Origin of the sequence: Methylobacterium sp. Leaf87, from assembly GCF_001422775.1 — a bacterium.
Taxonomy (GTDB): domain Bacteria; phylum Pseudomonadota; class Alphaproteobacteria; order Rhizobiales; family Beijerinckiaceae; genus Methylobacterium.
In genome coordinates, this window is the sequence record NZ_LMMI01000061.1 from 112894 (window position 1) to 131571 (window position 18678).

Below are 18678 nucleotides of genomic sequence, written 5' to 3' on the forward strand. Positions count from 1 at the left end.
CGATATGCCCTCAATGACAGCCGCACCCGGTGCCGCAACTGCCGCCACCCGAACTCTCCGTCGGAGTCCCGGCCGGCTTCTTCGCCGGCCGCATGGCGGGATCGCGCGTCAGGCCTCGCTCGTCCAGCTCCGATAGGTAGGTGGCCCAGCGGTTCCGGTATTCACGGCCGAGGTCGTAGAGGTAGCCCCAGCCGAACAGGCCGGTGTCGTGCATGTCGTCGAAGGTGAGCTTCACGGCGTAGTTGCCGATGGGCTCGACCTTGAGGATCGCGACCTCGCGCTTGCCGCCGATCACCTTGCGCTCCGCCGGGGAGTGGCCCTGGACCTCGGCCGACGGGCTCGACACCCGCAGGTATTCCGCCGGCAGGGTGAAGCGCCCGCCATCCTCGAAGGCGACGATGAGGCTGCGCTTGTCGCCCGACAGCCGGATCTCCGTCGGCCAGCGCTCCGATGCGACCGGAGCGGGTGCGGTGGTTCGTTGAGCGGGGGTCTGCTGGTCCATGTGGCAGTCTCCTTGTGGAAGGGGTGGTTCCACGTGCGGACACGTCGCCCCGGTGCGCGCTTGCCCGCGCGGGTGCAAGACCTCATATGCTTCTTCATGCTAGGTTCGTCACGCGACCAAACGCCAGTGCCTTCCCCAGACCAGGGTTCAGAGTTTCGCATGTGGGGTCCACGCACCGACGACGCGCCCGTGACGCCTGTCCCCGCGCCCTTGTCCAAGCCTGCGTCTGCGCCCTTGTCCGCGCCCGCGCCCTTGATCGACCCGTTCCAGCGGGCGATCACCTACCTGCGCATTTCGGTGACGGATCGCTGCGACCTTCGCTGCGTCTACTGCATGTCCGACGACATGAGCTTCCTGCCGAAACGCGACCTTCTCAGCCTCGAGGAGCTCGATCGCCTGTGCGCGGTGTTCATCGGGCGCGGGGTGAGGAAGCTGCGCATCACCGGGGGCGAGCCCCTGGTGCGGCGTGACATCATGCATCTGTTCCGCCGCCTGTCCCGCCATCTCGGCACGGGCGCGCTGGAGGAGCTGACCATGACCACGAACGGAACGCAGCTCGGCCGCTTCGCGCCCGAACTCGCCGACCTCGGGGTCAAGCGCGTCAACGTCTCCCTCGACACCCTCGACCCCGCCAAGTTCAAGGCCGTGACCCGTCGCGGCGATCTCAAGGTGGTGCTCGACGGCATCGCGACGGCCCGGCGCGCCGGCATCAAGGTCAAGATCAACGCCGTGGCGCTCAAGGGCGTCAATGAGGACGAGATCGCCGATATGATCGCCTGGGCGCACGGCGACGGCATGGACATGACCCTGATCGAGGTCATGCCCCTCGGCGAGATCGAGGGCGACCGCACCGATCAGTTCCTGCCCCTGTCGGTGGCCCGCGCGCGCCTCGAGAATCGCTACACCCTGACCCCCCTTCCGGACCGCACCGGTGGTCCGGCGCGCTACGTGCGCGTGGAGGAGACCGGTGGGCGCCTCGGCTTCATCACGCCCCTCACCCATAATTTCTGCGAGAGCTGCAACCGCGTACGCCTGACCTGCACCGGTCAGCTCTATATGTGTCTCGGCCAGGAGGACGCGGCGGATCTCCGCGCGGCGCTCCGCGCCTCTCCGGACGATGCCCTCGTCACGCAGGCTGTGGTGGATGCCATCGCACGCAAGCCGAAGGGCCATGACTTCGTCATCGAGCGGGCCCGCCCGGCGGCGGTGCCGCGCCACATGAGCGTCACCGGCGGCTGAAGACAGAGGGGTTTGACCCCTCGCCCCCGCCCACTTAGACCCCCGTCCAGCGTGCGTTCGAACGGTGGAGACGGTTGATGGCGAAGGTCGCGTTCCTGGGCCTCGGTGTGATGGGTGGCCCGATGGCGGGGCACCTCGCCCGGCACGGCCATCACGTCACCGTCTACAACCGGACGGCATCGAAGGCGGAAGCCTGGGTGAAGGCCCATGGCGGCGCGGCGGCGCCGACCCCGCGTCAGGCTGCCGAGGGCCAGGAGGTGGTCTTCGCCTGCGTCGGCAACGACGACGACCTGCGCGGCGTGACCCTCGGGAACGACGGCGCGTTCGCCGGCATGACGAAGGGCGCGGTCTTCGTCGACCACACCACGGCCTCCGCCGAAGTCGCCCGTGAACTCGCCGAGATCGCCAGCGCCGCCGGCCTTCATTTCATCGACGCTCCCGTGTCCGGCGGTCAGGCGGGAGCCGAGAACGCGGCCCTCACGGTGATGTGCGGCGGCGACGCCGCGACCTACGCCCGCGTCGAGGCCGCGATCCTGTGCTTTGCCAAGGCGAGCCGCCTCATGGGCCCGTCGGGCTCGGGCCAACTCACCAAGATGGTCAATCAGATCGCCATCGCGGGCGTGGTGCAGGGGCTGTCGGAGGCGATCCACTTCGCCAAGCGCGCCGAACTCGACGTCGACGCCGTCCTCGACGTGATCTCCAAGGGCGCCGCCGGCTCTTGGCAGATGGAGAATCGCGGCCGGACCATGAACGCGGAGAAATTCGATTTCGGCTTCGCCGTGGACTGGATGCGCAAGGATCTCGGCATCCTGCTGGCCGAGGCGCGCCGCAACGGCGCGAAGCTGCCGGTGACGGCCCTGGTGGACCAGTTCTACGCCGACGTCCAGGGCATGGGCGGCAACCGTTGGGACACGTCGAGCCTCATCGCCCGTCTGGAAAAGTAAGCCGCGCCTCGGCGTGGGTTTGGGCCGCCTCCGGGGCGGTCCATTCCCAGTCCGGTCCCATCTGGTGGCGGAACCAGGTGAACTGACGCTTGGCGTAGCGCCTCGTGTCGGCTTGTCCGCGCCGGATCGCCTCGGCCCGGTCGATGACCCCGTCGAGGTGGGCGATCAGGCCCGGTACGCCGTGGGCACGCATGATCGGTAGGAGCGGGTCGAGGCGGCGTTCTCGCAGGGCCGCGACCTCGTCGAGGGCGCCGTCCGCGAGCATCGCGGCGAACCGGGCGTCGATGGCCGCGCGGAGCGCCGCGCGTTCGGGGGCGAGGAACAGCTTCAGCAGCGGCAGCCCCGCGAGGGGACCGGGCGTCCGGCTACCCTGGAAGCTGGCGATGGGTTTTCCCGTGGCGGCGAGGATCTCGAGGGCCCGCATGATCCGGGCCCGGTCGCTCGGCCGCAGGGCCTCGGCGCCGCCGGGATCGCGGAGGGCGAGGTCCGCATGCAGGGCCTCGGTCGCCCTGCCCTCGGCTTCGGCCCGGATCGCGGTCCGCACGGCGTCGGGCACGGCCGGCAACTCCGACAGCCCCTCTTCCAGGGCGCGGAAGTACAGTCCGGTGCCGCCGACGAAGATCGGCAGGCGGCCCTCCGCCCGCACCGCACGGAAAAGCGCGGCCGCCTCCCGGGCGAAATGTCCGGCCGAATAGTTGGTCGCGCCATCGACATGGCCGTAGAGGCGGTGGGGCGCGAGGGCCGCCTCCGTCTCGCTCGGCCGGGCCGAGAGGCGCCTGAGATCGCCGTAGACCTGCATGGAATCGGTGTTGATCACCACGCCCCGGAACCGGCGCGCCAGGGCGGTGGCGAGGCCCGACTTGCCGGAGGCGGTCGGCCCTGCGATGAGGATGGCCGCCGGCCGGCCGTGCGCGTGTGTTGTGTCCGTGACCGGCGGCAAGGCGTGGAAGCTCCCGGATGTCCCTCGTCGCGATCCTGATAGCAAACGCGGCGCGTCCCGCCATCACCGATGCGGTCCTGGCCGAGACCCGCCGGGTGCTGCGCACGGAACATCAGCCGCGCATCCTCCACGGCGAGGTCGCCGCCGAGGTGCTGGTGCCGGGCGCCGCCGCCGATGCGCCCACCCTCGCCCGGCGCCTGCGTGCGGCCTTCGCGTGCGAGCCCTTCGACGTCGCGGTGCTGCCCGCGGGCCCGCACCGGCGCAAGCGCCTGTTCCTCGCCGACATGGATTCGACCATGATCCAGCAGGAATGCATCGACGAACTCGCCGACACCGTGGGCCTGCGGGATCAGGTGTCGGCCATCACCGAACGGGCCATGCGTGGGGAGATCGACTTCGCTCCGGCCCTGCGCGAGCGGGTCGCGCTCCTGCGGGATCTGCCGGTCGGTGTCATCGACAGCCTGATCGCCGAACGCATCACCCTCATGCCGGGCGCCCGGACCCTGGTGCAGACGTGCAAGGCGCACGGCACCCACACCTGCCTCGTCTCCGGCGGCTTCACCCTGTTCACCGGGCCGGTCTCGGAAAAAATCGGGTTCGACGAGGCCCATGCGACGACGCTCGGTGTCGCGGACGGCCGGCTCACGGGTACCGTCCAGGAGCCCATCGTCGACAAGGCGACGAAGCGGGCCACCCTCATCAACCTGCGCAGCCGCTTCGGCCTCGACCCGGCCGAAACCCTGGTCGTGGGGGACGGCGCAAACGACCTCGACATGCTCGGCGAGGCGGGGCTCGGGGTCGCGTTCCGGGCGAAGCCCGCCGTCGCGGCCGCGGCTCATGTCCGCATCGACCACGGCGATCTCACCGCCCTCCTGTACCTGCAAGGGTATGGTGCGAGCGAGTTCGTGAACTGAAAAAGGCCGCCGTCCGGGGGGACGACGGCCTCTCTCGGAGGGCTTGCCGCGTCGAGGGTTATTCGAGGCCGAGGGCCACGAAGCGAACGTCGCCGGACGCGCTCGCCACCATGAGGAGGACCGACTTGCGGTTCTCCTTGCGCAGCTGCTCGACGCGCTTCGTCACCTCGGCCGGACTGTTCACCGGCTCCTGACCGACCTCGACGATGAGTTCGCCGGGCTTGATCTGCTTGTCGGCGGCGGTCGAATTCGGATCGACCCGCATCACGACGACGCCCTTGAGGCTGTCCTTGATGCCGTAGCGGCGGCGCAGATCGTCGGTGAGGTTCGAGAGGTTCAGTCCGAGCGCCTGACGCACGGCGCTCTCGGCCTCGGGCTGGCGGGCATTGGCGAGCTGCGGCTTCTCGTTGTCCTCCAGGCGGCCGAGGGTGACGGACTTCGTCGTCTCGGCGCCCTTGCGCACCACGATCACCTCGACGATCTTGCCGACGGGGGTCGCGGCGACGATGCGCGGCAGATCGCTCGACGACTTCACCGCCGTGCCGTTGAACTTGGTGATCACGTCGCCGACTTCGAGGCCCGAGACCTTCGCCGGTCCCTTCTCGTCGACGCCGGCGATGAGGGCGCCGCGGGCGCCGCCCTTGAGGCCGAGGGCCTCCGCGGTGGCGTCGTCCACGTTCTGGATGCGCACCCCGAGCCAGCCGCGCCGGACCTCGCCGAACTCCCGCAGCTGATCGATGACCTGGGACGCCGTGGCCGAGGGCACGGCGAAGCCGATGCCGACGGAGCCGCCCGTGGGCGACAGGATCGCCGTGTTGATGCCGATGACCTCGCCGTTCATGTTGAACAGCGGTCCGCCGGAATTGCCCTTGTTGATGGCGGCGTCGGTCTGGATGTAATTGTCGTACGGACCGGACTCGATGTTGCGTCCGCGTGCCGAGACGATGCCGGCCGAGACCGAGCCGCCGAGGCCGAACGGGTTGCCGATGGCGATGACCCAGTCGCCCGGCCGCATCTTCTCGGAATCACCGAAAGGCACGGCCTTCAGGGGCTTGTCGGCATCGGGCTTCACCCGGAGTACCGCGAGATCGATCTTCGGGTCCTTGCCGATGATCTCGGCCTTCAACTTGGTGCCGTTGTGCAGGATCACCTGGATGTCGTTGGCGTCGCCGATGACGTGGTTGTTCGTCACCACGATGCCGGACGCGTCGATTATGAAGCCGGAGCCGAGCGAGTTCGACTTGCGCGATTGCTGGCGCGGCGCCTCTCCGTCACCACCGCCGCCACCGCGACCGCCGCGCTTGCTGAAGAACTCCTCGAACAGATCCTCGAACGGGGTTCCGGGCGGGAGTTGCGGGCCGCTGCGGGTGTTGGGCCGGGCCTCGACGGTGGTGGAGGCCGAAATGTTCACCACGGCGTCCGTCACCTGGTCGGCGAGGTCGGCCAGGGATTCGGGGCCCTTGGCATAGGCGGGTTGGGACAGGCCGGTGACGCCGAGCGGGGTCGCCAGGCTGACGGCGACGAGGACCGAGCACAGGGAGCGGCGCAGCGCTCGCAGGCGGGGCGCGGGAGCAGCGCGCGCGACGGAATCCATGATCGACCTCTTGGCTGAAACGTTGCTCTTAGATCGTCCCCCAGGCCCGACGATCAAGGGGGCTTGTGCCCTTGCGAAAACGGCCGGCACTGAGGTGCCGGCCGCTTGATCGTTCTTCGACGAGAGATCGGCAGGCTCAGCGCCCGACCGAACCCGTCGCGCCCGCATCGGTCGCACCACGCGCGGCGGTGGCCGGGGACCGCCCCTGCGGATCGCTGAAGTAGCGGAAGAAGTCCGAGGACGGCGAGATCACGAGGCGGGTGTCGGAGCCCTTCAGCCCGGTCTCGTAGGCCTGCATCGACCGGTAGAAGCTGAAGAAGTCGGCGTCCTTGCCGTAGGCGGCGGCGAGGATGCGGTTCTTGTCGGCGTCGCCCTGGCCGCGCAGGGTCTCGGAAGTCTGGTTGGCTTCGGAGATCAGCACGGTCACGTCGCGGTCGGCCTTGGCTTTGATGGTCGCAGCGATCTGGTCGCCGTTGGCGCGGATGTCGGCGGCCTCGCGGTTGCGCTCCGTCGTCATGCGCCGATAGACGGCCGTGCTGTTCTGCGCCGGCAGATCGACGCGGGTCATGCGCAGATCCACGATCTCGACGCCCAGCTCCTTGGCCTGCCGGTTCACGTCGCCCTGGATCTGGTTCATCAGGTCCGAACGCTGGGTCCGCACGATGGCGTCCCGGGTCGAGCGGGCGAGCACGTTGCGCAGGGCCGAGTTGGTGAAGCTGGCGAGCAGGGTGTTGGCGCGCAGGATGTTGTTGGCCGACTGGTAGAACTTCAGCGGATCGATGATCCGGTAGCGGGCGAAGGCGTCCACTTCGAGGTTCTGGCGATCGGCCGTCAGGAGGGTCTGCACGGGCAGGTCGAGGTCGAGGACCCGCTTGTCGAACAGGACGACGTTGTCGAAGAACGGCACCTTGAAATACAGGCCCGGCTTGTCGGTGCCGGTCTGGTTCAGGACGGCGCGCACGCGGCCGAACTGAAGCACGAGAGCCTGCTGCATCTGGCCCACGGTGAAGACCGAGGCGTAGAGCAGAACGAAGACGGCCGCCGCCGCGATCATGAGGCCGGTGCGGATTGCGGGGTTGTTCATCGTGCGGCTCCACCGGTGCTGCGGGCGCCGAACTCGGTGAGCGGCAGGACGGGGACGACGCCGGCGCCGGCATTGTTCACGCCGGTGCCGTTCTGATCGATGATCACCTTGTTCACCGAGCCCAGGACCCGCTCCATCGTTTCGAGGAAGATGCGCTCGCGGCTGATAACCGGGGCGACCTTGTAGGAATCGTAGACCTGCTGGAAGCGGGCGGCCTGACCGGTCGCCTCGGCGGTGGCCTGGGTCTTGTAGGCCTCGGCGGCCTGTACGATCTGCGCGGCCTTACCCTTGGCCTGCGGCAACTCGCGGCTCGCGTAGGTGCGGGCCTCGTTCTGGGCGCGCTCGGCGTCCTGCTGGGCGGCGTTGACGTCGATGAAGGCGGGACGCACTTCCGGCGGTGGGTTCACGGCGACGAGCTGGACCACTTCGATGCGGACGCCGGCGCCGTACTCGTCCAGCGCCTTCTGGGTCAGCTCCTTGACCTCCTGGGCGACGCTCGACTGCTCGTTCGTCAGGATCGCCTGGATGTTGCGGCGGCCGATGACTTCGCGCATGGCGCTTTCCGCGATGGCCTTGATGGTGCCTTCGGGGTTTTCGAGATTGAACACGAAGTCCGACGCTTTCAGCGGATTGATCCGCCACTGCACCTCGAAGTCGAGGTCGACGATGTTCTCGTCGCCGGTGAGCATCAGGCTCTCGTCGGCCTTATCGGTGCTGCGACCCTGCGGGCCGGCCCGGTAACCGATCTGAATGCTGTTGACCTGTCCGACATTCGGCTTGGTCACGGCCCCGATGGGATAGGGAAATACGTAGTTCAGGCCCTGACCGGTGGTGCCGGTATAGCGCCCGAACATGGTTTCGATGCCGACCTGCTGTGGGGCCACCGTGTAAAAGCCCGTGACGAGCCATGCCGCTGCAACGAGTCCGGCCGCGATGAGAATGCCGCGTCCGCCACCCATCGAACCACCCGGCAACACGCCACGCAGGCGATCCTGGCCGCGCCGGAGCAACTCCTCGAGGTCCTGGGGCGTCTTGCCGCCGCCGCCCCCGCCGCCGCTTCCCCACGGGCCACCCCCGCCGCCATTGCCGCCGCTGCCCCGGCCCCAGGGCCCTCCCCCGTTGCCGCTACCGCCGCCGCTCTGATTGCTCCAAGGCATGCTCGCCGATATCTCCCGTTCCAGCAGCGTGTTCGCCGCACAAAGCTCACCGGGCACGAAGCCCACTCGCGCCGTTCGTTCACACTGTCACCCAGCGCGAACTCTACTCCATCGCGTGGACAGGAGTGTCGGACGGCCCCGATCGACCCGCACCACCTGCGAGCCCGCCCGCCGTCCTGTCAAGGTTGGACCGAAGGCGGCCGAACGATGCCGTTACGGACCTCTACGGCATTTGGGCATCGCCGATCCGAAAGACAACCGCCGGGGGAACCTTTGCGCATTGGGTCGCGGGGCTCGGGGTCTGGGATCGCGGGCCTTTGCGGGGCGAGATCCGGTCCGCCGGCCTCACGCGATCCGTTCCAGATCGACGAAGCTGAAGGCGCAAGCGTCGTGCGTGCCCGTCGGATGCGCCTCGCGCAGGGTCTCGCGAAAGGCGGCGCGGTCGAAGGGCGGAAACACCGTGTCGCCCTCCGGCGCCAGGGCGACTTCCGTCAGGTGGATGCGGTCGGCCTGCGGCAGGGCGAGCCGGTAGATCTCGCCGCCCCCGGCCACCATCAGTTCCCCGGCCGGGACGGCGGCGTCCACGGCCTCCTTCCAGCTCCCCACGGTTTCAATACCGGGTGCGGTGAAGCCCGGATCGCGGGTGAGCACCAGGATGCGCCGGCCCGGCAGGGGGCGGCCGATGGACTCGTAGGTCTTGCGGCCCATCACCACTGGCTTGCCGAGGGTGAGCGCCTTGAACCGCTGAAGGTCGCTGCGCAGGCGCCAGATTAAGCCGTTGTCGCGGCCGATGACACCGTTCTCCGCGACCGCGGCCAGTAGGGTGATGCGGGGCTGCGCCATCAGACCGCTACCGGCGCACGAATGGCGGGGTGCGGCGCATAGCCTTCGATGGCGATGTCCTCGAAACGGAAATCGAACAGGCTGGTCACCGCTGGGTTCAGCTCAAGGCGCGGCAGTGGGCGTTCCTCGCGGGTGAGCTGCAGGCGGGCCTGATCGAGGTGGTTCACGTAGAGGTGGGCGTCGCCCAGTGTATGGATGAAGTCGCCGGGCTCCAATCCCGTGACCCGGGCGATCATCGCGGTCAGCAGGGCGTAGCTGGCGATGTTGAACGGGACACCGAGGAACACGTCGGCCGAGCGCTGATAGAGCTGGCACGACAGCCGCCCCTCGGCGACGTAGAACTGGAACAGGCAGTGGCAGGGCGCCAGCGCCATCCGGTCGAGGTCCGCCGGGTTCCAGGCCGAGACGACGAGGCGGCGCGAATCCGGGTTGCGGCGGATTTCGTCGAGCACCCAGGCGATCTGGTCGACGCCGCCACCGTCGGGTTTGGCCCAGGAGCGCCATTGCCGGCCGTAGACGGGACCGAGGTCGCCCTGCGCATCGGCCCACTCGTCCCAGATGGTGACGCCATTGGCCTGGAGCGCCCGCACGTTGGTGTCGCCCGTGAGGAACCACAGCAATTCGTGGATGATGGAGCGCAGGTGCAGCTGCTTCGTCGTCACCAGGGGGAAGCCGTCCGCGAGAGCGAACCGCATCTGGTGGCCGAACACCGAAAGGGTTCCGGTGCCCGTGCGGTCGTCCTTGCGGACGCCCTCGTCGAGGATGCGCTGGAGAAGCTGGTGATAGGCGTGCATCGCGGCTCCGACTGTGGTTCTCGAATAACGGGTCCCGGTCGTCGAGGCGAGATCATCCGCGCCGTCCGCGCGGATTGTCCCTAACGATCCTCATCCCTCGGGCCAGAGCACCCAGGCGATCATGGCGAGGTTGCTCCAGGCGTGGAGGAGGATGCACGGCCACAGCCGGCCGCCACGCCAGCGCAGCCAGCCGAGCATCAACGCCAGCGGCAGGAGCGAGACCGGCCGGGCGAGGCCGAAGGCGTTGACGTGCGCACCCGCGAACAGCCCGGCGGTGGTGAGGATGGTGACGACCGGACCGGCGCGGGTCAGACCGCGGGCGAAGACGAAGCCCCGCATCAGCAGTTCCTCCGCCACGGGCGCCAACACCACCACGGTGGCGAGCCACAGGACGATGCCCACGGCGAGCAGGGACGGCGACAGGGTGGCGTGGCGGGCCACCGGCGCGCCGAACATCGCCCCGGTCCCCGTGACCCAGGTGATATGGACGATGGGCCAGGCGACGAGGAGCCACCCGAAGGTCCGCCGCGGCAGGCGCGCATCGCGCGGGGCCGACAGGGCCAGGATCCGGCGCCAGTCGGGGCCGGCTGCCCAGCGGGCGGCGGCCAGGACGAGGAGGGCGAGGATGCCCTGGCGGACCGCATCGAGGGCGAGGGCCCGGACGGCGAACTGGCGCGGGCGCAGGGGACCGCGTCCGGCGGCCGAGAACGGATCGAGCCCGTCGATCCAATCGGCGCCGACCCGGACGATCACCAGGGCGATCACGCTCGCGGCGCCGAGGAGGAAGGCGACCCACAGCACCATGGTGGCGATCGCGAGCCCGGCCCGCCCGATCGCCGGCCACCGCCCGATGGCGGCCGGGTCGTCGGGTTCGGCGAGGACGCGCGGATCGGGCTTCAAAAGCGGCCTGACTCTCTCTATGTTCAGGCGACAGACGACGCGTCAGCGATGGCGCGGCGTGGTCCCCGTGTCGGAGGGGCGTTCCGACCGCGCGACGGTACCCGGCACCTTCCATCAGAACCATGGGCCTTTGGACGCATCGCATGCGGTCTGGACAGGCTCCGGGTTCCAGCGGAAGGTCGAGGCCGGACAGGCATTATCGGAGTGGCCCGGCAACGGCGCTCCGCTCGATTTTCATCCGACCCCGGTGTGCCCTTGGGCGCGCGACGGCGGCCAGGCACCGGGTATAAGCGACCGCAGATGGCAGACGATCTGATCCGTTACGATCTTCTGGTGCAGGACGCCCTGCGCGGCGTCGTGCGCAAGGTGCTCACCGACGCGGCCCGGGACGGGCTCGCGGGCGAGCATCATTTCTACGTGTCCTTCCGGACGGAAGCGCCCGGCGTGCGGATGTCGCAGCGCCTGCGCGAGAAGTACCCGCAGGACATGACCATCGTGCTCCAGCACCAGTTCTGGGATCTGGGCGTCAACGAGCACACCTTCGAGGTCGGGCTGTCGTTCTCGGGCGTGCCCGAGCGTCTGCTGGTGCCGTTCGACGCGCTCTCGGGCTTCTTCGACCCCTCCGTCCAGTTCGGCCTGAAGTTCGACCTCACCGAGGGCATGGAGGAGGCCGTCGAGGCCGTCGACGACGACGTCACACCGCTCGCCACCGGCAAGACCGCCCCGCGCGGCGCCGCTTCCGAGCCGAGCGAGCTGAAGCCCAAGGGCACGGGTTTGGCGGCCATCGGCTCCAGCGTGCCGAAGATCGGTCCCGCCACCGCGCCGGCGCAGAGCGACAAGGACGCGGACGAAGCCGACAAGCCCGCCGCCAAGCTGTCCGTCGGCAAGGCGTCCGCTTCGAAGAAGGCCGAGGGTGAGGGCACCGAGGCCAGCGCCGAGGTCGTCAGCCTCGACGCGTTCCGTAAGAAGAGCTGAACCACCGGAACACCGGCCTTTCGGAGGCCGGTGTTTTCCCCTCTGTCGGTGCCGCGTTCAGGCTCGCCGTTCCACGCCCATGCGAAGGCCATGCTCCGGCCGCAGGGTGACCCGATGCAGAGGCGTGACCGGCGGGTGATCCGCCGCCATCCGCAGGCGCACGGCCCGGACGATGTGGGCGAGGACGATCACCGCTTCCTGCACGGAGAAGCTCTGGCCGATGCACACGCGCGGCCCGGCCCCGAACGGCAGGTAGGCGAAGCGCGGGATGTCCTTGCGGGCCTCGCCAAGGAACCGATCCGGCACGAACGCGGCGGGATCGTCCCACAAGGTGCGGTGACGGTGAAGCACGTAGGGTGCCACCATCACGAGGGAGCCCCGGGGGATCTTCACCCGGCCGATACGATCCTCCGCGATGGCCTGGCGGCTGAGGAACGGCACCGGCGGGAACAGCCGCATGGTCTCCTCTATGACGGCCTTGGTGAAGGGTAGCGCCTCGGCATCGAACCCCTCGCCCGCCGGCACGGCATCGACCTCGGCCTCGATTCGCGCCCGCGCACCGTCGTCCTGTGACAGGCAGTAGAGGGCCCAGGTCAGGGCATTGGCGGTGGTTTCGTGGCCGGCCGCGATGAACGTGACGATGTTGGCCTTCACTTCGAGGTCCGTCAGGCCCTTACCGGTCTCCGGGTCCTGCGCCTTCAGCAGCAGGGTCAGGAGGTCCGCCGGCGCACGATCGGCCGCGATGAGGGCGCGGCGCTTGTCGATGAGCGCGTCCACCACCTCGGCGAAGAACCGCACGGCGGGGCGTGCCCTCAGGCGCCCGATGCGCGGCACGAAGCTCGGGATCCCGAACACGTCGAGGGGATCGATGGGCCCGACGGCTTCGAGAAACCGCGTTATCGCCCGGCCCAACGCATCCGGGTCGCTCGCGAGGCCTTGGGTGAAGATCGTCCGCTCAAGCACGTCGAGGGTGACGCGGGTCATCTCCAGGGCGGCGTCGATGGTGGTCCCGTCCCGGCGCGCGAGCCGCCGGGCGATGCGAGCGCCGGCCGCGTTCATGGGTTCGGCGAAGCCCAGCACGTGGCGGGCGGAGAAGATCGGCGCCAGGGTGCGGCGCTGAAGCTTCCACTCCTCGTCCTCCGCCGTCAGCAGGCCGTTGCCGAGGCCCGGCGCCAGCACCCGGCGCTGCAGGTCGTCCTTGCGGTAGTTGGCGGCGTTCTCGACGTAGAGATAGCGGATCAACGCGGGGTCGCTCACCACGGTGACGCGGCCCATGGCGCCCTCGCCGGCCATCACGGGCTTCTCGAAATGGTCGTCGAGCCAGGTGGTGATCGGGTTGGCCCGCGCCGCCTTCAGGAAGGCGAGGAGGCCCATGGGCCGGCGCAGGGGGCGCGGCACGGTCGGGCGGAAGCGCGCGGGGGCGTCGGGCGGGCACGGGGCGGCGGCATCCATCATCGGCGTGTCATCGATCCTCGGTCTGGGGCCGGTCGCTCGAAAAGCGTTGAGACATCCACGGCACCGTCACGCGGCACCATCGCGGTTTCGACCCGCCCGGTCTAAGTAGGGTGCGCCGCAGCCACACGAAGAGGCCACGATGTCGCCGACCGAGACGCACAGCGAAGAGACCCCCGCCACCCGCACGGAATCCGACACGTTCGGCCCCATCGAGGTTCCGGCGCATCGCTACTGGGGGGCTCAGACCCAGCGCTCGATCCAGAACTTCAAGATCGGCACCGAGCGGATGCCGGCGCCCCTCGTCCACGCGCTCGGCCTCGTCAAGCAGGCCGCCGCCCTGGTGAACCAGGATCTCGGCGGCCTCGACCCGAAGGTCGCCCAGGCCATCGCGGCGTCGGCCGCCGAGGTCGTCGCGGGCGAGCACGACCAGGAATTCCCCCTGGTGGTGTGGCAGACGGGGTCCGGCACCCAGTCCAACATGAATGCCAACGAGGTGATCGCCAGCCTCGCCAACGAGTTGCTGGGGGCTAAGCGCGGCGGCAAGTCGCCGGTGCACCCCAACGACCATTGCAACCGGGGCCAGTCGTCCAACGACGTGTTCCCCACCGCCATGCACATCGCGGTGTCGCGCGAGATCAACGACCGGCTGATGCCGGCCCTGAAGCACCTGCACGACGCCCTCGACGCCAAGGCGACGGCCTTCGCCGACATCGTCAAGATCGGCCGCACCCACCTGCAGGACGCGACGCCGGTGTCCCTCGGTCAGGAATTTTCGGGGTACGTCGCGCAGGTGGCTTTGGGCAGCGCCCGCGTCCAGGCGACCGTACCGGGCGTGCTGGCCCTGGCCCAGGGCGGCACCGCGGTCGGCACCGGCCTCAACGCGCACCCGGATTTCGCGGAGAAGTTCGCCGCCAAGGTCGCCGAGCTGACGGGCCTGCCGTTCACCTCGGCCGAGAACAAGTTCGAGGCGTTGGCCACCCACGACGCCCTGGTGTTCACCCAAGGGGCGCTGTCGGCGCTCGCCGCCGGCCTGTTCAAGATCGCGCAGGACATCCGCCTGCTGGCGTCCGGACCGCGCTCCGGCCTCGGTGAGCTGTCGCTGCCCGAGAACGAGCCCGGCTCCTCGATCATGCCTGGCAAGGTCAATCCGACCCAGTGCGAGGCGCTGACCATGGTCTGCGCCCAGGTGATCGGCAACGGCACCACCGTGAGCTTCGCCGGCAGCCAGGGCCATTTCGAGTTGAACGTGTTCAAGCCCGTCATCGCCAACGCGGTGCTGCAATCGGTCCGGCTCCTCGCCGACGCGGCCGTGAGCTTCGCCGACAATTGCGTGGTGGGCATCAAGGCCAACGAGGACCGCATCGCCGACCTCATGAGCCGGTCGCTGATGCTGGTGACGGCGCTCGCCCCCTCCATCGGCTACGACAAGGCCGCCGAGATCGCGAAGACCGCGCACAAGAACGGCACCACCCTGAAGGTGGAGGCCCTGCGACTCGGCTACGTCACGCAAGAGGAGTTCGAGCGCGTGGTGCGCCCGGAGACCATGCTGGCGCCCAGCGCCGACTGACGGGGACGCGCATGGCGGAGATCATCAACCTGCGCGACGCCCGCAAGGCGAAGGCGCGGTCCGAGAAGGAGGCGAAGGCGGCGGACAACCGCATCGCCTTCGGCCGCCCGAAGAAGGCCAGGACCCTGGCGGACGCCAAGAAGGCCATCGAGGTCTCGCGCCACGAGGGCCACAAGCTCATGGGGCCGGACTCGGAGTGAAGGGGCGCAACCCGTGACCGGCGGCATCACCAAGCGCTCGGTGATGATCGCCGGGCACCGCACCAGCGTGTCCCTGGAGGACCCGTTCTGGGACGCCCTACGGGAGATCGCAGAAGCGCGTGGCAAGTCGGTGCAGGCGCTGATCGGTGACATCGATGCGGGCCGGGACGGGCAGAACCTGTCGTCCGCGATCCGGGTGTTCGTGCTGGCGGCATTGCGTCCGTCCGCGCCCACCTGAGCCGCTCAGCGGCGAACGCCCAGGAGGCTGCGCGAGGCCGGCGCCCCGAACGTTCGGCGAAAGGCATTGGCGAAGTGGGCCTGATCGGCGAAGCCCGCCGCGTGGGCGGCGCCCGTGAAGTTCGCACCCGCCACGATGGTGGCGATGGCCCGCCGCATGCGGAGCCAGGCGCGGTAGCGCCGGAACGGCACGCCGATCTCTTGGGTGAACAGGTGCTGCAGCCGCGACGAGGACAGGCCCACGGAGCACGCCAGCGTGCCGGCCGACAGCTCGGGATGCGGGTGGGTCCCGAGGCGCGAGACGATTGCGGCGATGCGGCGGTCCAGCGTCTCGTCGGCACGCCGGAGGGAGAACCGTGCGAGATCGGCCAGCGCCGCGCCGGCCCAGGCGCAGGCTTCGCGATCCTCGTAGAGGGCCCGCAGGGCGTTGATCTCGCCGCCTGCCCCGACGCGAGCGCCCACGATGGAGCATGCGCCCCGCATTAGACCCGTCAGGGCCTGCGGCGACACCTCGGGTTCGAGGTAGAGCATCGCCAGGGGGTCGCCGCCGCAATCGAGTTCGTGCGCCAGGCCGGCCGGCACGAAGGCGGTTCGGCAGGTGATCCAGTCCGTGTCCGGGAAGCGGATCCGGAAGCGACCGTAGAGCCCCGCGAGATAGACCGGCGCGCCGTGCTGGTGGCTGGCATTGTAGGCGAGCGGCCCGGCGAAGAACGTCTGCGGGCCCTCCACGTGCCAGAGCGGGCCGAGCGTAGCAGGTTCGTTCAAGCGCCGCCCTCCGTCACGATGCTAGCCCTGCCCTGCAGCCGGCGACCCGGGAACATCCTGGCGCATTGGGCCCGGCGGGGGAATGCCCATCATGACCGATCTCACCCGCCGCAGTCTCGCGGCCGCCACCCTCGCGTTGGCGCTGCCCGGCTCCGCCACAGCGCAGGTTTGCCCGGAGGATGCCCAGTCCGTGATTCACCGGATCCGGCTCGGGCATTTCACGGTGACGACACTGCTCGATGCGAGCGCGACGATCGACGGCCCCTGGCCCATCGTCGGGGAGGATCGCCCGCAAGCCGCGGTCGAAGCCCTGATGCGGGAGAATCGCCTGCGTCCGAACCGGTTCAAGCCCGGCTTCACCCCCACCCTGGTGCAGACCGGCCGTGAAACCATCCTTTTCGATACCGGCAATGGCGCGGTCGGGTTCGTGCCCAGGCCCGCCGGCGGGCAACTCGCCCACCTTCTGGCCCGCGCCGGCCTCGCACCGGACACCATCGACGTCGTCGTGCTGACCCACTGCCACACCGACCACATCGGTGGCCTCATGGAGGACGGGCGACCGGTCTTCACGCGGGCGCGCTACGTGGTCGGTGTCACCGAAGATTCGTTCTGGCGCGACGGGTCGCGCCTATCGGCGCCGATGGAGAGCAACGAGGCCCGATCGGCCCGGGTGTTTCGCAGCCACCTGCTTCCCCTCGCCGACCGCACCCGCTTCGTGAAACCCGGCGATGCGGTGGCGCCTGGGATCACCGCCCTCGCGGCCTTCGGGCATACACCGGGACATCTCGCCTTCCATCTGGAGAGCGCCGGCCAGCGCATGCTGGTCTGGGGGGATTGCGCCCACCACGAGGTCGCGTCCCTGGCCCACCCGGAGTGGCACGCCGTCTTCGACATGGACAAGGCGCAAGGGGCCGCCACGCGCCGGCACATCTACGACATGGCCGCCACGGACGGGATCCTCGTGTCGGCCTATCACGCCGCCTTCCCGTCGCTCGGCTACGTGGTGCGGCAGGGGAGCGGCTATCGCTGGATCCCCCTCACCGACCAACTCGATCCGTGAGCCGGGGCGTCAGGCCGACGCCAGCGCCGCCGGCTTCGGGCCCCCCGTGGCCCAGTCGAGCAACTCCACCGTGTGGACGATGGGGATGGCGGTGCCCTTCCCGATCTGCGTCGCACAGCCGATGTTGCCCGTGGCGATGACGTCGGGGCGCATCCGCTCGATGTTGGCGACCTTGCGGTCCCGGAGGCGGCCGGCGATCGCGGGCTGGAGGATGTTGTAGGTGCCGGCCGAGCCGCAGCAGATATGCCCCTCGGGCACGTCCTTCACGGCGAAGCCCGCACGCTTCAGGAGGTTCTTCGGCTCCGTGCGGATGCCCTGGCCGTGCTGCATCGAGCAGGCGGAGTGGTAGGCGACCACGAGGTCGCTCTCGATGAGCGTCGGCATCAGGCCGAGACCGGCCATGTACTCGGTCACGTCCTTGGCGATCCCCGAAACCCGCGCGGCCTTCTCGGCATAGGCCGGGTCGTCGCGGAACATGAAGCCGTAATCTTTGATGGTGGTGCCGCAGCCCGACGCCGTGACCACGATGGCGTCGAGGCCTTCGCCGTCCATCTCGGCGATCCAGGCGTCGATGGTGCGTTTCGCCTGGGCATGGGACGCGTCCGCCTTGCCCATGTGGTGGGTGAGCGCGCCGCAGCAGCCCTCCCCCCTGGCCTGCACCACCTCGACGCCGTGGCGGGTCAGCAGCCGGATCGCCGCCTCGTTGAAGTCAGGCCGCAGGACGCTCTGGGCGCAGCCGCGCAGCAGCGCGACGCGGCCCGTGCGGGCCGGGGCCGTGGTGCCCTGAAGGGCGGCGCTGGCCTCCAGCGCACGGGTCTCGGCCGGAAAGGTGCCGGGTCGGTCGGTGCGGTTGCGGTTCGGCAATTCGGCCGGGGCGAGATCCAGCATGGCGGCGAGCCGGTTGCCGAGGCCGGGCACCCGCGCCACCAGGGGGCGGAACGGGCTCCCGAGCTTGGCGCCGAGCAAAGCCAGTCGGAAACGGTTGGGATAGGGCAGCACGAAGGCCAGCACCGCCCGGAGCGCCCGGTCCCCGAAGGGCCGCGTATAGGTTTCCTCGATATGCGCGCGGGCGTGATCGACGAGGTGCATGTAGTGCACGCCCGAGGGGCATGTCGTCATGCAGGACAGGCACGACAGGCAGCGGTCGATGTGCTTGACCACCTCGGGCACGGCGGGCTTGTTGCCCTCCAGCATGTCCTTGATGAGGTAGATGCGGCCACGCGGGCTGTCGAGTTCGTCGCCCAGCAGCAGGTACGTCGGGCAGGTAGCGGTGCAGAAACCGCAATGGACGCAGGTCCGCAGGATCTTTTCCGAGGCCGCCATGGCGGGATCGGCGAGCTGCGTCAGGCTGAAACTGGTCTGCACGGCGTGTTCCTGAATCCACCCATCGCGGTGCCGCTTCACACCATCGGCATGGCGGCCCCGTCGTCTTCGCCCGTACCTTAGAGCGGAACGGAGGGTCTGCCGAGCCTTTGGAACTGCTCCAAACACTGGCAGGCGGGTTCTTG

Annotated in this window: 19 protein-coding genes; 8 read left to right on the forward strand and 11 right to left on the reverse strand. The window is 69.4% G+C overall.

Annotation, left to right across the window (positions count from 1 at the left end; all coding sequences use genetic code 11):
- Positions 1–10: 10 nt before the first annotated feature.
- Positions 11–502, reverse strand: a complete 492-nt coding sequence (locus ASF22_RS22310) for a DUF971 domain-containing protein (protein WP_056268470.1) — start codon at positions 500–502, stop codon at positions 11–13.
- 96 nt (positions 503–598) lie between these two features.
- Here ASF22_RS22310 and moaA point away from each other — a divergent pair, with 96 nt between their 5' ends.
- A complete protein-coding gene (gene moaA, locus ASF22_RS22315) occupies positions 599–1741 on the forward strand; it encodes a GTP 3',8-cyclase MoaA (protein ID WP_244474396.1) in 1143 nt (380 codons plus the stop codon).
- A 77-nt stretch (positions 1742–1818) separates the two neighbouring features.
- A complete protein-coding gene (locus ASF22_RS22320; RefSeq protein WP_056174477.1) occupies positions 1819–2685 on the forward strand; it encodes an NAD(P)-dependent oxidoreductase in 867 nt (288 codons plus the stop codon).
- Here ASF22_RS22320 and miaA read toward each other — a convergent pair.
- Entirely contained in the window at positions 2663–3625 is a 963-nt protein-coding gene (gene miaA / locus ASF22_RS22325) for a tRNA (adenosine(37)-N6)-dimethylallyltransferase MiaA (RefSeq protein ID WP_056268476.1), read from the reverse strand. The genes ASF22_RS22320 and miaA overlap by 23 nt on opposite strands.
- Positions 3626–3642: 17 nt before the next feature.
- Between miaA and serB the strand changes: the two genes are divergently transcribed.
- Positions 3643–4539: a phosphoserine phosphatase SerB gene (serB, locus tag ASF22_RS22330; RefSeq protein WP_056268477.1), complete on the forward strand. Its 897-nt coding sequence runs from the start codon at positions 3643–3645 to the stop codon at positions 4537–4539.
- Positions 4540–4597: 58 nt separating this feature from the next.
- Here serB and ASF22_RS22335 read toward each other — a convergent pair whose 3' ends face one another.
- From ASF22_RS22335 to ASF22_RS22360, 6 genes are all read right to left on the reverse strand, one after another.
- On the reverse strand, positions 4598–6133 hold the full coding sequence (locus ASF22_RS22335; RefSeq protein WP_082483951.1) for a DegQ family serine endoprotease: 1536 nt from the start codon (positions 6131–6133) through the stop codon (positions 4598–4600).
- Between the two features lie 136 nt (positions 6134–6269).
- Positions 6270–7217 carry a protease modulator HflC gene (locus tag ASF22_RS22340; protein WP_056174472.1) on the reverse strand — a complete coding sequence of 316 codons (948 nt, stop codon included), beginning with the start codon at positions 7215–7217 and terminating at the stop codon, positions 6270–6272.
- A complete protein-coding gene (gene hflK, locus ASF22_RS22345; RefSeq protein WP_056174470.1) occupies positions 7214–8374 on the reverse strand; it encodes an FtsH protease activity modulator HflK in 1161 nt (386 codons plus the stop codon). The genes ASF22_RS22340 and hflK overlap by 4 nt, the downstream gene beginning before the upstream one ends.
- Positions 8375–8719: 345 nt before the next feature.
- Positions 8720–9217: a dihydrofolate reductase gene (locus tag ASF22_RS22350; RefSeq protein ID WP_056268480.1), complete on the reverse strand. Its 498-nt coding sequence runs from the start codon at positions 9215–9217 to the stop codon at positions 8720–8722.
- Entirely contained in the window at positions 9217–10011 is a 795-nt protein-coding gene (locus ASF22_RS22355; RefSeq protein ID WP_056268483.1) for a thymidylate synthase, read from the reverse strand. Before ASF22_RS22355 ends, ASF22_RS22350 begins: the two co-directional genes overlap by 1 nt.
- A gap of 90 nt (positions 10012–10101) precedes the next feature.
- Positions 10102–10911: a CPBP family intramembrane glutamic endopeptidase gene (locus tag ASF22_RS22360; protein WP_244474397.1), complete on the reverse strand. Its 810-nt coding sequence runs from the start codon at positions 10909–10911 to the stop codon at positions 10102–10104.
- Positions 10912–11211: 300 nt separating this feature from the next.
- Here ASF22_RS22360 and ASF22_RS22365 point away from each other — a divergent pair, with 300 nt between their 5' ends.
- Positions 11212–11886, forward strand: a complete 675-nt coding sequence (locus tag ASF22_RS22365; RefSeq protein ID WP_056174465.1) for a ClpXP protease specificity-enhancing factor SspB — start codon at positions 11212–11214, stop codon at positions 11884–11886.
- Positions 11887–11943: 57 nt separating this feature from the next.
- Here the strand turns inward: ASF22_RS22365 and ASF22_RS22370 are convergent, their stop codons facing one another.
- Positions 11944–13341, reverse strand: coding sequence for a cytochrome P450 (locus tag ASF22_RS22370; protein WP_056268486.1), 1398 nt, complete (start codon positions 13339–13341; stop codon positions 11944–11946).
- Between the two features lie 139 nt (positions 13342–13480).
- Between ASF22_RS22370 and fumC the strand changes: the two genes are divergently transcribed.
- Genes fumC through ASF22_RS22385 form a run of 3 tightly spaced genes read left to right on the forward strand, consistent with a single transcriptional unit; the run spans position 13481 to position 15346 of the window.
- On the forward strand, positions 13481–14908 hold the full coding sequence (gene fumC / locus ASF22_RS22375) for a class II fumarate hydratase (protein WP_056174461.1): 1428 nt from the start codon (positions 13481–13483) through the stop codon (positions 14906–14908).
- An 11-nt stretch (positions 14909–14919) separates the two neighbouring features.
- Positions 14920–15108, forward strand: coding sequence for a DUF4169 family protein (locus tag ASF22_RS22380; RefSeq protein WP_056174459.1), 189 nt, complete (start codon positions 14920–14922; stop codon positions 15106–15108).
- Positions 15109–15121: 13 nt separating this feature from the next.
- Complete coding sequence (locus ASF22_RS22385; protein ID WP_056174456.1) at positions 15122–15346, forward strand: ribbon-helix-helix domain-containing protein; 225 nt, start codon at positions 15122–15124, stop codon at positions 15344–15346.
- 5 nt (positions 15347–15351) lie between these two features.
- Here ASF22_RS22385 and ASF22_RS22390 read toward each other — a convergent pair whose 3' ends face one another.
- Positions 15352–16110 carry an AraC family transcriptional regulator gene (locus ASF22_RS22390; protein WP_056268487.1) on the reverse strand — a complete coding sequence of 253 codons (759 nt, stop codon included), beginning with the start codon at positions 16108–16110 and terminating at the stop codon, positions 15352–15354.
- A gap of 91 nt (positions 16111–16201) precedes the next feature.
- Between ASF22_RS22390 and ASF22_RS22395 the strand changes: the two genes are divergently transcribed.
- Positions 16202–17170, forward strand: coding sequence for an MBL fold metallo-hydrolase (locus tag ASF22_RS22395; protein ID WP_082483968.1), 969 nt, complete (start codon positions 16202–16204; stop codon positions 17168–17170).
- Positions 17171–17179: 9 nt separating this feature from the next.
- On the opposite strand, the gene ASF22_RS22400 is transcribed toward ASF22_RS22395, so the two are convergent.
- The gene (locus tag ASF22_RS22400) at positions 17180–18535 is read right to left on the reverse strand and encodes a heterodisulfide reductase-related iron-sulfur binding cluster (RefSeq protein WP_056268490.1); all 1356 of its coding nucleotides are present in this window, start codon (positions 18533–18535) and stop codon (positions 17180–17182) included.
- Positions 18536–18678 lie beyond the last annotated feature (143 nt).